Annotated in this window: 13 protein-coding genes; all 13 read left to right on the plus strand. The window is 61.3% G+C overall.

What is annotated here, in order from left to right:
• Positions 1 to 306: 306 nt before the first annotated feature.
• The 13 genes from ACWF8S_RS11030 to ACWF8S_RS11090 all read left to right on the plus strand — a co-directional run bounded on the left by ACWF8S_RS11030 (position 307) and on the right by ACWF8S_RS11090 (position 13,069).
• Positions 307 to 2,592, plus strand: coding sequence for a bifunctional salicylyl-CoA 5-hydroxylase/oxidoreductase (locus ACWF8S_RS11030; protein ID WP_447553364.1), 2,286 nt, complete (start codon positions 307 to 309; stop codon positions 2,590 to 2,592).
• Positions 2,589 to 3,344 (plus strand): SDR family NAD(P)-dependent oxidoreductase, encoded by a 756-nt coding sequence (locus ACWF8S_RS11035; RefSeq protein WP_447553365.1) that lies wholly within the window; start codon positions 2,589 to 2,591, stop codon positions 3,342 to 3,344. The genes ACWF8S_RS11030 and ACWF8S_RS11035 overlap by 4 nt, the downstream gene beginning before the upstream one ends.
• Positions 3,341 to 3,793: a MarR family winged helix-turn-helix transcriptional regulator gene (locus ACWF8S_RS11040; RefSeq protein ID WP_447553366.1), complete on the plus strand. Its 453-nt coding sequence runs from the start codon at positions 3,341 to 3,343 to the stop codon at positions 3,791 to 3,793. Before ACWF8S_RS11035 ends, ACWF8S_RS11040 begins: the two co-directional genes overlap by 4 nt.
• Positions 3,793 to 4,629, plus strand: coding sequence for an enoyl-CoA hydratase family protein (locus ACWF8S_RS11045; protein WP_447553367.1), 837 nt, complete (start codon positions 3,793 to 3,795; stop codon positions 4,627 to 4,629). Before ACWF8S_RS11040 ends, ACWF8S_RS11045 begins: the two co-directional genes overlap by 1 nt.
• Complete coding sequence (locus ACWF8S_RS11050) at positions 4,629 to 5,762, plus strand: acyl-CoA dehydrogenase family protein (protein WP_447553368.1); 1,134 nt, start codon at positions 4,629 to 4,631, stop codon at positions 5,760 to 5,762. The genes ACWF8S_RS11045 and ACWF8S_RS11050 overlap by 1 nt, the downstream gene beginning before the upstream one ends.
• A gap of 178 nt (positions 5,763 to 5,940) precedes the next feature.
• Positions 5,941 to 7,611, plus strand: a complete 1,671-nt coding sequence (locus ACWF8S_RS11055; RefSeq protein WP_447553369.1) for a benzoate-CoA ligase family protein — start codon at positions 5,941 to 5,943, stop codon at positions 7,609 to 7,611.
• 26 nt (positions 7,612 to 7,637) lie between these two features.
• Entirely contained in the window at positions 7,638 to 8,780 is a 1,143-nt protein-coding gene (locus ACWF8S_RS11060; protein WP_447553370.1) for an ABC transporter substrate-binding protein, read from the plus strand.
• A 60-nt stretch (positions 8,781 to 8,840) separates the two neighbouring features.
• Positions 8,841 to 9,761, plus strand: coding sequence for a branched-chain amino acid ABC transporter permease (locus tag ACWF8S_RS11065; RefSeq protein WP_447553371.1), 921 nt, complete (start codon positions 8,841 to 8,843; stop codon positions 9,759 to 9,761).
• The gene (locus tag ACWF8S_RS11070; protein ID WP_447553372.1) at positions 9,754 to 10,797 is read left to right on the plus strand and encodes a branched-chain amino acid ABC transporter permease; all 1,044 of its coding nucleotides are present in this window, start codon (positions 9,754 to 9,756) and stop codon (positions 10,795 to 10,797) included. Before ACWF8S_RS11065 ends, ACWF8S_RS11070 begins: the two co-directional genes overlap by 8 nt.
• Positions 10,790 to 11,542 carry an ABC transporter ATP-binding protein gene (locus tag ACWF8S_RS11075; protein ID WP_447553373.1) on the plus strand — a complete coding sequence of 251 codons (753 nt, stop codon included), beginning with the start codon at positions 10,790 to 10,792 and terminating at the stop codon, positions 11,540 to 11,542. The genes ACWF8S_RS11070 and ACWF8S_RS11075 overlap by 8 nt, the downstream gene beginning before the upstream one ends.
• Positions 11,535 to 12,215, plus strand: a complete 681-nt coding sequence (locus ACWF8S_RS11080; RefSeq protein WP_447553374.1) for an ABC transporter ATP-binding protein — start codon at positions 11,535 to 11,537, stop codon at positions 12,213 to 12,215. The genes ACWF8S_RS11075 and ACWF8S_RS11080 overlap by 8 nt, the downstream gene beginning before the upstream one ends.
• Before the next feature lie 27 nt (positions 12,216 to 12,242).
• A complete protein-coding gene (locus ACWF8S_RS11085; protein WP_447553375.1) occupies positions 12,243 to 12,647 on the plus strand; it encodes an acyl-CoA thioesterase in 405 nt (134 codons plus the stop codon).
• A 14-nt stretch (positions 12,648 to 12,661) separates the two neighbouring features.
• A complete protein-coding gene (locus tag ACWF8S_RS11090) occupies positions 12,662 to 13,069 on the plus strand; it encodes a RidA family protein (RefSeq protein ID WP_447553376.1) in 408 nt (135 codons plus the stop codon).
• Positions 13,070 to 13,127: the final 58 nt, after the last annotated feature.

Genomic DNA, 13,127 nt, shown 5'->3' on the forward strand with positions numbered 1-13,127 from the left:
TAGCCTTTCAGTTAGCTCTAGACTCGCCTTTCGATATGGCCCTGTCAATGCTGTTGAAGCGGGTTTTGCCGCGAACTCACGCCGCTTTCTTGAAATTGCCACAAGTCATCGGCCAGTGGCTTCGGTTTAAAAGCCCCCTCACGACACTACTGCTTTTCATCCTGGGAAATTACCCATATCCCCGGCGCAGAATCAGACAGATGATTACAGACGATACAAAAATATATTTTAAACTTAAAAAATTTAAGCTTGAAATTTAAATGTACATTTTTTAATCTCAAGTGAGCGTCCATAGGGAGAACAATAATGAAAATCGCCTGCTTAGGTGGAGGGCCTGCCGGCCTCTATTTTGCCATCAGCATGAAACTCAAGGAGGCATCTCACGAGATCGTGGTCATCGAGCGCAACCGTGCAGATGACACCTTTGGTTGGGGCGTGGTGCTGTCCGATGAAACGCTGGATAACCTGGCCGCCAACGACCCGGTCAGTGCCGAGCGCATTCGCGAGCATTTTGCCTACTGGGACGATATCTCGGTCGTTCACCAAGGCGTCAAGACGGTCTCGACCGGCCATGGGTTCTGCGGTATTGGACGCAAGCAACTCCTGATTCTCTTGCAGGAGCGCGCCCGCGAGCTGGGCGTCGAGATGCGTTTTGAAACCGATGCCACCGAAGCCACTATTGAACAGTACCGGCGTGAGTATGACCTGGTACTCGCCGCGGACGGCCTCAACTCACGCACCCGCCAGACCTACGCCGAACACTTCAAACCCGATATCGACGTACGGGCATGCAAGTTCGTCTGGCTGGGTACCCACCAGACCTTCAACGACGCGTTTACCTTCATCTTCGAGAAAACCGAACACGGCTGGGTATGGGCCCACGCCTACCAGTTCGATAGCGACACCGCGACCTTTATCGTCGAGTGCAGCGAAGCCACCTGGCAGGCGTTCGGGTTTGGCGAACTCAGCCAGCAGGAGTCCATTGCGCTTTGCGAGCGCATCTTTGCCCAGCACCTGGGTGGCCATGCGTTGATGACCAACGCTCATCACATCCGCGGTTCGGCCTGGATCAACTTCCCGAGAGTGTTGTGCGAGCGCTGGAGTTTTGAAAACGTCGTGTTGATGGGAGACGCCGCCGCCACGGCCCACTTCTCGATTGGCTCGGGCTCCAAGCTGGCCCTGGAAAGCGCCATCGCGCTGGCCCACTACCTGCACAGTGAAGACAGCACACAGACAGCGCTTGCCCGCTACGAAGAAGAGCGCCGTTTTGAGGTGCTGCGCCTGCAGTCGGCGGCGCGCAACTCGACCGAATGGTTCGAACAGATCAAGCGCTACCTGGACCTTGACCCGGTGCAGTTCAACTACTCGCTGCTGACCCGCTCCCAGCGGATCAGTCATGAAAACCTGCGCACCCGCGATCCGCAGTGGCTGGAAAGCGCCGAACGCTGGTTTCAGGCCCAGGCGGGCAACTCAGGCAGCGCGCGGGCGCCGATGTTCGCCCCCTACCAGCTTCGCGACATGCGCCTGATCAACCGCGTGGTGGTCTCCCCCATGGCGCAGTACAAGGCCGTGGACGGCTGCCCCACCGACTGGCACTTCAGCCATTACGCCGAGCGCGCCAAGGGTGGTGCGGGCCTGGTGTATACCGAGATGACCTGCGTCAGCGCCACCGGGCGGATCACACCCGGTTGCCCGGGCCTCTACGCGCCAGAACACGAAGCGGCGTGGAAACGGTTGTGCGACTTCGTCCACCAAGAGACCCAGGCCAAGCTCTGCGCGCAGATTGGCCATTCAGGTCCCAAGGGCTCTACGCAACCAGGCTGGGATGAGATGGATGCGCCGCTGGGAGACGCCAACTGGCCGATATTGGCGGCCTCGGCGCACCCTTGGGCCGAGCGTAATCAGGTGCCCCGCGCCATGACCCGCGACGACATGGACCGCGTACGCGATGAGTTCGTCGAAGCGACTCGCATGGCCGAGCGCGCCGGGTTCGACATGATCGAGATTCACGCAGCCCACGGCTACCTGCTCTCGTCGTTCATTACCCCGCTTACCAACCGGCGCGATGACGAGTACGGCGGCTCGCTGGATAACCGCCTGCGCTATCCGCTGGAGGTCATCAAGGCGGTACGCGACACCTGGCCCGCCCACAAGCCGCTCGCCGTGCGTATTTCCGCCAACGACTGGCGTGGCGATGAAGGCGTCACGCCGGATGAGGCGGTCGAGATCGCCAAACGGCTGCGCGACGCCGAAGTCGACATCATCGACGTCTCCGCCGGGCAGACCTCCACCCAGGCCAAGCCGGTGTATGGGCGCATGTTCCAGACCCCCTTTTCTGATCGCATCCGCAACGAAACGCCCATTGCCACCATGGCCGTGGGCAATATCTACCAGGCAGATCACGTGAACTCGATTCTGATTGCCGGCCGGGCAGATCTGGTGTGCATCGCCCGCCCGCACCTGGCCGACCCTTACTGGACGCTGCACGTGGCAGCCTCGCTGGGTGATGATGAAGTGGAGTGGCCCGCGCCCTACCGAGCCGGCGGCGCTCAGCTGAAGCGCCTGGCCGAACGTAACGAGGGCTGGATATGAACCAGACGGCAGAACACCTGAGCGGCAAGCGGGTGGTCATCACCGGCGGCGGCAGCGGTATCGGTGCGGACATGGCGCTGGCCTTTGCCAGGGCGGGGGCGGACGTCACGATCACCGGCCGCCGCCAGGAAGTGCTTGAAGCGCTCACCCGGGAGCATGACGGGCTTCGATACGAAGTAGTGGACGTTACCGACGAAGCCGCCATGGTGGCGCTGTTCGAGTCGCTCGGAAGCATGGATATCGTCATCGCCAACGCCGGGGCCGCGGAAAGCGCGCCTTTTGCCAAGACGTCTTTCGAGCAGTGGCAGCGCATGCTGGATGTCAACCTGAGCGGGGTATTTCTCACTCTGCGCGAAGGGCTGAAGCGGCTCAACGATGGCGGGCGAATGATGGCCGTGGCGTCCACCGCCGGGCTCAAGGGCTACGCTTACGTGGGCGCCTATTGCGCGGCCAAGCACGGTGTAGTCGGCCTGGTGCGGGCGCTGGCAGCGGAAACTGCCGGCCGCAACATGACGGTCAACGCGCTCTGCCCCGGCTTTACCGATACCCCACTGCTGGCGGCAAGCGTTGACAATATCGTGACCAAGACCGGCCAATCCGCCGAGCAGGCCACCGCCCACTTTCAATCCACCAACCCGACAGGGCGCCTGGTGACGCCCGCCGAAGTGACTGCCACGGCGCTGTGGCTATGCGGGCCGAACAGCGGTGCCATCACCGGGCAGGCCATTTCCATTTCTGGAGGCGAAGTATGACGGCACAGAGCCTGAGCAAGGAGCGCCTGCGCTTGTGGTTGCGCATGCTGCGGGTGACCCGCCAGACGGAATCCATTCTGCGCGAGCGCCTGCGCACCGAACACGACACGACACTGCCACGCTTTGACGTGATGGCCGCTCTTTACGCTGATAAAGACGGCCTCAAGATGAACGAGCTCTCCAAGCGGCTGCGGGTTTCCAACGGCAATGTCACCGGCATTGTCGACCGGCTGGTAGATGACGGCACGGTGGAGCGAATTGCCATCGAAGGCGACCGCCGCGCCACGCGAGCATGTCTGACCAACACCGGCCGCGAGCTATTCAGCGCCATGGCCGTCGAGCATGAGCGCTGGATCAATGACCTTTTCGAAGGCGTGGGAGAAGAGGACGCCCACCATATCGGCGAGCTGCTGCACTGCCTGCCGACCACTACCCACGACCCCGACTAATGACCAGAGGCGAAAACAACAACATGAAGCGCATGGCTGAACTGACTCCCGAACACTTTATCTGGGAAATGAGAGGCAGCGTCGCCGTCATTCGGCTGAACCGCCCCGAGCGCAAGAACCCGCTGACCTTTGAAAGCTACGCCGAGCTTCGCGATACCTTTCGCGACCTGGCCTACGCCTCGGACGTCCACGCCGTGGTGTTTACCGCCAATGGCGAAAACTTCTGCTCCGGCGGCGACGTGCACGAAATCATCGGGCCGTTGGTAGGTCGTGACATGAAGGGCCTGCTCGAATTCACCCGCATGACCGGGGATCTGGTCAAGGCGATGCTTTACTGCGGCAAGCCGATCATCACCGCCATCGACGGTATCTGCGTGGGTGCCGGGGCGATCATCGCCATGGCCTCGGATATCCGCTTTGCCACGCCTCGCGCCAGTACGGCCTTTCTGTTCACCCGCGTGGGGCTTGCAGGCTGCGATATGGGTGCCTGCGCCATGCTGCCGCGCATCATCGGCCAGGGCCGCGCGGCGGATCTACTCTACAGCGGGCGCAGCATGAGCGCCGAGGAAGGCCTGCAGTGGGGGTTCTATAACCGCGTGGTCGAACCCGCCACCCTTGAAGAGGACGCCCTCGCCTACGCTACTCGCCTGGCCCAAGGTCCTACCTTTGCCCACGGCATCACCAAGACACAGCTCAACCAGGAGTGGTCGATGAGCCTCGATCAGGCCATCGAATCCGAAGCCCAGGCCCAGGCGATCTGCATGCAGACCCGGGATTTCGAACGCGCCTACCGGGCCTTTGTCGCCAAGCAAACACCTGAGTTCAAGGGGGACTGATGAGCGATACGCGTTTTCTACACTGGCCGTTTTTCGAAGATTGCCACCGCGAGCTTGCCGACAAACTCGAAGCCTGGTGCCGTGAGGCGCTGCCTCGCGAGCATGATGACGTGGATGCCACCTGCATCGCGCTGGTGCGCGACCTGGGCAAGGCCGGCTTTCTGGCAGGCACCGCCGGCGAGCATATCGATGTACGCAGCCTTTGCCTGATTCGTGAAACCCTCGCCCGCCACGACGGGCTGGCCGATTTCGCCTTTGCCATGCAGGGACTCGGCACCGGGGCAATCAGCCTTTACGGCAACGAAGAACAGAAACGCTGGCTGGACAAGACCCGACGGGGCGAAGCGATTTCCGCTTTCGCCCTGAGCGAGCCGCGCTCCGGCTCGGACGTGGCGCAGCTGGATACGCTTGCCGAGCGCGATGGGCAAGGCTACCGGCTCAATGGCGAGAAGACCTGGATATCCAACGGCGGCATTGCGGATATCTATACGGTGTTCGCCCGCACCGGCGAAGGCCCCGGGGCCAAAGGCCTTTCGGCCTTTCTGGTACCCGCGGATACGCCGGGGCTGGAAATACGCGAGCGGCTGGAGGCGGTGGCGCCCCACCCGCTGGCGCGCATCGGGTTCAACGACATGTACCTGCCGGAAAGCGCGTTGATCGGCAAGCTCGGGCAGGGGTTTCGCATCGCCATGTCGGTGCTCGATGTGTTTCGCTCGACGGTCGGCGCGGCGGCGCTGGGCTTTGCCCGCCGAGCGCTCGATGAGTCGCTGACCCGCAGTCGCTCCCGCGAGCTTTTCGGCGCCGCCCTCTCGGATTTGCAGATGGTCCAGGGCCACCTGGCGGACATGGCGCTGAACGTGGATGCCGCGGCGCTGCTGGTTTACCGCGCCGCCTGGACCAAGGATCAGGGAGCCGAGAGGGTGACCCGTGAAGCGGCCATGGCGAAGCTCTTTGCCACGGATCAGGCTCAGCGGGTCATCGACCAGGCGGTGCAGCTGCACGGCGGCGATGGCGTGCGCAAGGGCCATATCATCGAAAGCCTGTATCGCGAAATTCGTGCGCTGCGAATCTACGAAGGCGCATCTGACGTGCAGAAGGTGGTAATCGCCCGCAGCCTGCTTGCCGAGGAGTAAACCGCCCAGTACCGAATATCGCAACATGCTAACGCGCTAACAGCCGTAACCATATCGGCAATAACAATATCAACAATAACAATAACCGTAATCACGCACTACGCCAGACACCGTATCTCGCAAGCGCCTCCCAGGCGCTTGCGGGAATAAACAACGACACTAAATACGGAGGTTGGTCATGTACATCGAGTCGGCTCATCTAGATACGTTTGCCCGAGATAACCTGCCACCCATTGAAGACCAGCCTGAGTTTCTGCGCTCGGGCCATGACTACCCAGAACGGCTCAACGCCGGCGTCGAGCTTTGCGACCGCCTGGTGTCTCAAGGCCTGGGTGACCGAATTGCCCTGGCCGGCAACGGGCGCCGGCGCACCTACCAGGAGCTCACCGAGTGGACGAATCGCCTGGCGCACGTTCTGGTAGAGGACCTGGGCGTCATTCCCGGCCACCGCGTGCTGATACGTTCGGCCAACAACCCGGCGATGGTCGCCTGCTGGCTGGCGGCCACCAAGGTGGGTGCGGTGGTGGTCAATACCATGCCGATGCTGCGCGCCAAGGAGCTTACTCAGGTTATCGACAAGGCCAAGGTGCATCTCGCCCTGTGTGATACCCGCCTTCTCGACGAGCTTCACCAGTGCCAGCAGCAAAGCCCGGGGCTTGCGCGCATCGTGGGCTTCGACGGTACGTCAAGCCACGAGGCCGAGCTTGACCGACTGGCACTCGGCAAACCTGCGGATTTCGAAGCGGTGAATACCGCCGCCGATGACGTAGCGCTTCTGGGCTTTACTTCAGGCACCACCGGCTCGCCCAAGGCCACCATGCACTTTCATCGTGATCTCTTGATGATTGCCGATGGCTACGCCAAGGACGTGCTCAAGGTAACCGCTGATGACGTTTTCGTGGGCTCGCCACCGCTGGCATTCACCTTCGGGCTGGGGGGCCTGGCGATCTTTCCACTGCGCTTTGGGGCGTGTGCCGTACTGCTCGAGCATGCTTCCCCGCCCAACATGATGGAGATCATTCGCGAGTATCGGGCGACGGTGGTATTCACGGCACCTACCGCCTACCGAGCGATGCTTGCCTCCCCCACCCGCCATGAGGATCTTGGCAGCCTGCGCGTGGCGGTATCTGCCGGTGAAACCCTGCCGGCGCCGATTTATCACGACTGGATCAAGCAGACCGGCACGCCCATCATCGACGGGATCGGCGCCACGGAAATGCTGCATATCTTCATTTCCAATCGCCTGGATGACCACCGCCCCAACTGTACCGGCAAACCGGTCACCGGCTACGAGGCGCGTATCGTGGATAGCGAGATGCAGGACGTGCCCGTGGGCTCCATAGGCAAGCTTGCTGTACGCGGTCCCACGGGGTGCCGGTATCTGGCCGACCGACGCCAGCGTCATTACGTCAAGGACGGCTGGAACATTACCGGAGACGCGTTTTTTAAAGACGACGAGGGATACTTCCATTTCGCGGCCCGCAACGATGACATGATCATCTCGGCAGGCTACAACATCGCCGGCCCCGAGGTGGAGTCGGCCTTGCTTGCCCACCCCGCGGTCAAGGAGTGCGCCGTGATTGGCGCCCCGCACGCGCAGCGCGGCCAGGTCGTCGAAGCCTTTGTGGTATTAAACGCTGGATTTGAAGAAGATGATGCCTGCAGGCAGGCGCTGCAAGATTTTGTAAAACAAACGATTGCGCCCTACAAATACCCGCGCTCGGTACGCTTTATCGATACGTTGCCCAAAACGGCCACCGGCAAGGTGCAGCGTTTTCGGCTGACCCAAACCCGCGAGGATAGCGACAGCAGCGCACCGAGCATCAACCAGACCACCTCTCAGCCATAAAACGTCAACAAAATGAGGGAATCAACATGAAAAACATTACCCGCTTCGGCCTTGGCCTGCTGCTTTCATCCAGCGTGATGGCAGCTCAGGCTGACGATGTCAAAATCGGCATGATCACGACGCTCTCCGGGGGCGGCTCTCACCTGGGGGTGGATGTTCGCGATGGCTTCATGCTGGCTATCGAGCAGTCGGGCCGCGACGACATCGAAGTACTTATTCAGGATGACGCCAACCGCCCGGACCTGGCGCGCAGCCTCGCCAACGAGTTCATGCAGCGCGACGGCGTGGACATCATGACCGGCATCATCTGGTCGAACCTGGCCATGGCCGTGGTGCCTGCCGTTACCCGCCAGGGTACCTTCTATCTTTCGCCCAACGCCGGTCCTTCGGATCTTGCCGGGCGCATGTGTCACGAGAACTATTTCAACGTGGCCTATCAGAACGACAACCTGCACGGTGCCATGGGCGCTTACATGCGTGACGAAGGTTTCGAGCGCCCCATCATCATGGCGCCCAATTACCCGGCAGGCACCGATGCCCTGGCCGGCTTCAAGCACCTTTACGAAGGTGAGGTCGTCGACGAGCTGTATACCCAGATGGGCCAGACCGACTACGCCGCCGAGATTGCCCAGATCCGTGCCAGCGACGCCGACAGCCTGTTCTTCTTCCTGCCCGGCGGCATGGGCATCTCTTTCATGAAGCAGTGGGAAAGCTCTGGCGTGGACATTCCGATCTTTGGCGCGGCGTTCTCGTTCGATGAAATTCTGATCAAGGCCGTCGGCAGCGCCGCCATCGGGGCGCGCAATACCTCCCTGTGGGCCTACGACCTGGATAACGAAACCAATCATCAGTTCGTGGATAGCTTCCGCGAGGCCTATAGCCGCACGCCCACCCTGTATGCCGCTCAAGGCTTCGACACCGCCAACCTGATTCTGAGCGCGCTTGAAACCACCCACCCGGATGACCAGGACGCCTTTCGTGAAGCGCTGCGGGCGGCGGAGTTTGACAGCGTGCGTGGCGAGTTCCGCTTCGGCCCCAACCATCATCCGATCCAGGATATCTACGTGCGTGAAGTCGTCGAGGGTGACGACGGCCAGCCAACCAATCGGTTGATTGGCGTTGCCATCGAAGACATTCAGGACGTCTATTACGAGCAGTGCCAGATGTGATTCACTCGGGCCGGGCGCTGATACCCGGCCCTTCTCTTCACTCGATCAAGGATACCCAACGTGTCCGTTACTCTGCTAATCGAGCAATTACTCAACGGCGTGCAGCTTGGCACGATGCTGTTTCTGATGGCCAGCGGCCTTACGCTCGTGTTCGGCGTGATGGGGTTGATCAATCTAGCCCACGGCTCCTTCTACATGGTGGGCGCCTACGCGACCGCAGCAGTGACCGCGTCAACCGGCTCGTTTCTGATCGGACTTGCAGCAGGCATGGCGGCGGCGGCCGTGGCGGGGGCACTGGTGGAGCTGATCGTCATACGCCGCCTCTATCACCGCCCGCATCTGGACCAGGTGCTGGCCACTTTCGCCTTGATTCTCATCTTTTCGGAAGGCACACGCTGGATTTTCGGGTCGTCCCCCTTGCGGCTCAGCCCGCCGTCCTGGCTGACCGGCTTCGTGACGCTGCCCGGTGACACCCGCTACCCCATTTACCGGCTGGTATTGATCGGCGTGGGTATCGTCATTGCCATTGCGCTCTACGTCTTGATTTCCAGAACGCGCCTGGGAATGCGTATCCGCGCCGGCGAAAGCGACCGCGAGATGATCGGTGCGCTCGGGGTGAACATCTCCAAGCTCTATACGGTGGTGTTTGCCCTCGGCGCTGGCCTTGCCGGGCTGGCGGGGGCGCTGGTGGGCGCCTTGCAGTCGGTTCAGGTGGGGATGGGCGAGCCGGTGCTGATTCTGGCCTTCGTGGTAATCGTCATCGGCGGCATCGGTTCGATCAAGGGTGCACTTTTGGGTGCCTTGCTCGTGGGCGTGGTGGATACCCTCGGGCGCGTCTATCTGCCGATATTCTTTCGTGCGTTCATGCCGCCTTCCGAGGCATCCGGGGTAGGCGCTGCGTTGGCGGCCATGCTGATCTATATCCTCATGGCAATCATTCTTGCGTTCAAGCCAAAAGGATTGTTCTCCGCTCATGACTGACACGACTTCCCGACGCGCCCCCGGTGCCGTAAAGGCCCCGGGAACCGAGCGCCATTTTGACCGCAAGGGGCTTGTGCAGATGGTCCTGCTCGGCCTGCTGCTGGTACTGCCGGTGGTGGCCTACTTCCTGGGGCATCTTTACTACGTCAACCTGGCATCACGTATTACCATCATCGCCATGGCGGCAGTGGGGCTTAACCTGGCGATTGGCTATGGCGGCATGGTGAGCTTCGGCCACGCGGCCTACTTTGGCCTCGGCGGTTACGTCGCCGGTATCAGCGCTTACCACGCTTTTGATTTCACGCCCGTCATGAGCTGGCCCATCAGCGTACCGGGCAGCGATAATCTGCTGGTCATCTGGCTGGCAGCGGCGTTGCTGTGTGCCCTGCTGGCCCTGGTAATCGGCGCCATTTCGCTGCGCACGACCGGGGTGTATTTCATCATGATCACCCTCGCCTTTGCCCAGATGATCTACTACTTCGCCAACTCCTGGCCCACCTACGGCGGCGAGGACGGCCTGCCGATCTATATCCGCAACACACTGCCGCTTTTGGATACCAGCAACGCACTGACCTATTTTCTGATCTGCTTCATCGGCCTGGTACTGGCCATGGCGCTGACCTCGCGGCTGATGAAATCACGCTTTGGCGCAGCGCTGACCATGGCAAGGCTCAACGACGTCCGTCTGGCCACGTCGGGCATCAGCCCCTACCCCATCCGCCTGGTGGCTTTCGTCATTTCCGCGGCCATTACCGGGCTTGCCGGAGCGCTCTACGCGGATTTGAACGGTTTCGTCAGCCCCACCGTACTCAGTTGGCATTTCTCCGGCGAGCTGATGGTCATCGTGATTCTGGGCGGTGTCGGGCGACTTTATGGGCCGCTGGCCGGGGCGGTACTGTTCGTGATGATGGAGACACTCCTGGGCGGGGTCACGCAGTACTGGCAGTTTTTCCTGGGCCTGGTGCTGCTGGGGGTGGTGCTGTTTGCCCAGCACGGCGTCATGGGGTTGCTGGCCGGGAGAGAACGCCATGAATGATACGGTCCTTTCACTTGAGCACCTGCACAAGCGCTTTGGCGCTCTGCACGCGACCAACGATGTGTCGCTGGATTTACGCCCGGGGGAGATTCATGCCTTGATCGGCCCGAACGGCGCGGGCAAATCGACCCTGATCGGCCAGATCGCCGGCAATATCCGCCCGGACGAAGGCAGCGTCCACCTGGCGGGTACCACCATCACCACCATGAGCGTGGCCCAGCGCGCGCGCCTGGGGCTCGGGCGCAGTTTTCAGGTATCGTCGCTGGCCGAGCCGCTCTCGGTGATGCGCAACGTGATGATGAGCGTACAGGCGCTGCAGGGGCACAGTTTCCGCTTCCTCAAGCGCGTTTCCCGCGATGCGGCACTGCTCGAGCCCGCCTACCAGGCGCTGGAGCACATGCAACTTTCTCATCGCGCCTGGACGCCGGTATTCGAGCTTTCCCACGGCGAGCGCCGCCAGGTGGAGGTGGCTTGTGCCCTGGCGCTCAAGCCCCGCGCCCTGCTGCTCGATGAGCCCATGGCGGGGCTTGGGCCGGAAGGCTCGGCCAAACTGACCGAGCTTCTCGAGGTGCTCAAGCGGGAAGTGCCGATCCTGCTGATCGAGCACGACATGGAAGCGGTGTTTCGCCTGGCCGACCGCATCTCGGTGCTGGTCTCGGGTAGCATCATCGCCCACGGCGATAGCCATACGATCAAGCAAGACCCGCGCGTGCGTGAAGCCTACCTGGGAGACTCCAATGCTTAAGGTTGCCGATATCGAAACGTTCTACGGCCCCTCCCAGGCGCTGTTCGGTGTAAGCCTCGAGGTAAAGGCCGGCGAAATGGTGGCCTTGATGGGCCGCAACGGCATGGGCAAGACCACGACCATTCGCTCGATATTTGGCCTTACGCCGGCAAGCGGCGGCACCATCGAGTTTGAATCCAAGGATCTGTGCCGCCTGCCCGCTTACCGCATCGCCAAGGCGGGGCTGGGTCTGGTGCCGGAGGGGCGGCGCTGCTTTCCCAATCTGACAGTGCGTGAAAATCTGCAGGTTACCGCCCGCCCGGGGGATTGGACGCTTCACAAGGTGGAGACACTGTTTCCGCGCCTGGAAGAGCGCCGCACCCAGATGGCCAAGACGCTTTCCGGCGGCGAGCAGCAGATGCTGGCCATTGGCCGGGCGCTGATGACCAATCCACGCCTTCTGGTGCTCGATGAGGCCACCGAAGGGCTGGCGCCGGTCATTCGACAGGAAATCTGGCGGGCGATTCGCCTGCTCAAGGAGCAGGGTCAGGCCACCCTGCTGGTCGATAAATCGTTGAGCGAGATACTGCCGATTGCCGACCGCTGCACCATCCTGGAGAAAGGCTGCACCGTGTGGGATGACAAGCCCGGCGCCCTGGACGCCAGCATCCGTGACCGCTACCTGGGCGTGTAACCGAACAACCCGGCAAAGAGACAACCGATGCCTTTTACCACACAGCGAAAAGTCCGTTTTCAGCACTGCGACCCGGCGGGGATCGTGTTTTACCCGCGTTATTTCGAGATGATAAATTCAGTGGTCGAAGACTGGTTCGAAGAGGTCTTGCACCACGACTTCAATCATCTGCATGTGGAAACCGGCCAGGGCGTGCCTACGGTCTCGATCGAGACCCAGTTTCATGCGCCTAGCCGCCTGGGCGAGCTGCTCCGGTTCGAGCTTGCGGTAGAGGCCATCGGCCGCAGCAGCCTGACCCTTCTAATCACTGCTTACTGCGATGAGCAGAAGCGACTGACCAGCCGTTCCACCCTGGTGTTCATGGATCTCGATAGCGGTCACTCGATACCCTGGGCCGAAGGGATACGCCAGCACATTACCCTAGATAACTGACAAGGATAATTCTCATGAGCGACTCAAGCTTTCTAAAGCTTCTTCACCCTTCCCACTGGAAGCCTGCCATCGGCTACGCCAATGGCGTGGTGGCTTCCGGGCAGACGGTGTTTGTAGGGGGTCAGATCGGTTGGAACGCCGATCAGCGCTTCGAGAGCGACGACTTTGTCGTTCAGGTCAATCAGGCGCTGCAAAACATTGTAACCATCCTGAAAGAAGCCAATGCCGGGCCGGAACATCTCGTTCGTTTGACCTGGTATGTAACAGACAAGCGAGAGTATCTAGCGCGCCTCAAGGAAGTGGGAGCGGCCTATCGTGAGGTGCTGGGCAAGCATTTCCCGGCGATGACCATGGTGCAGGTAGCCGGGCTTGTCGAAGACGAGGCCAAGGTGGAAATCGAAGCCACGGCGGTCATTCCCTAGGGCCTGATTCTCTAGGATCCAATTCCCCAGGATCCAACTCCCAAGACCTGAGCTGCCA

This window comes from Vreelandella xerophytica (assembly GCF_968048975.1).

Excerpts from the sequence above, each read along its gene's own strand:
- ACWF8S_RS11030 (WP_447553364.1), top strand. The coding sequence starts at position 307 with ATGAAAATCGCCTGCTTAGGTGGAGGGCCTGCCGGCCTCTATTTTGCC.
- ACWF8S_RS11035 (WP_447553365.1), top strand. The coding sequence starts at position 2,589 with ATGAACCAGACGGCAGAACACCTGAGCGGCAAGCGGGTGGTCATCACC.
- ACWF8S_RS11040 (WP_447553366.1), top strand. The coding sequence starts at position 3,341 with ATGACGGCACAGAGCCTGAGCAAGGAGCGCCTGCGCTTGTGGTTGCGC.
- ACWF8S_RS11045 (WP_447553367.1), top strand. The coding sequence starts at position 3,793 with ATGACCAGAGGCGAAAACAACAACATGAAGCGCATGGCTGAACTGACT.
- ACWF8S_RS11050 (WP_447553368.1), top strand. The coding sequence starts at position 4,629 with ATGAGCGATACGCGTTTTCTACACTGGCCGTTTTTCGAAGATTGCCAC.
- ACWF8S_RS11055 (WP_447553369.1), top strand. The coding sequence starts at position 5,941 with ATGTACATCGAGTCGGCTCATCTAGATACGTTTGCCCGAGATAACCTG.
- ACWF8S_RS11060 (WP_447553370.1), top strand. The coding sequence starts at position 7,638 with ATGAAAAACATTACCCGCTTCGGCCTTGGCCTGCTGCTTTCATCCAGC.
- ACWF8S_RS11070 (WP_447553372.1), top strand. The coding sequence starts at position 9,754 with ATGACTGACACGACTTCCCGACGCGCCCCCGGTGCCGTAAAGGCCCCG.
- ACWF8S_RS11075 (WP_447553373.1), top strand. The coding sequence starts at position 10,790 with ATGAATGATACGGTCCTTTCACTTGAGCACCTGCACAAGCGCTTTGGC.
- ACWF8S_RS11080 (WP_447553374.1), top strand. The coding sequence starts at position 11,535 with ATGCTTAAGGTTGCCGATATCGAAACGTTCTACGGCCCCTCCCAGGCG.
- ACWF8S_RS11085 (WP_447553375.1), top strand. The coding sequence starts at position 12,243 with ATGCCTTTTACCACACAGCGAAAAGTCCGTTTTCAGCACTGCGACCCG.
- ACWF8S_RS11090 (WP_447553376.1), top strand. The coding sequence starts at position 12,662 with ATGAGCGACTCAAGCTTTCTAAAGCTTCTTCACCCTTCCCACTGGAAG.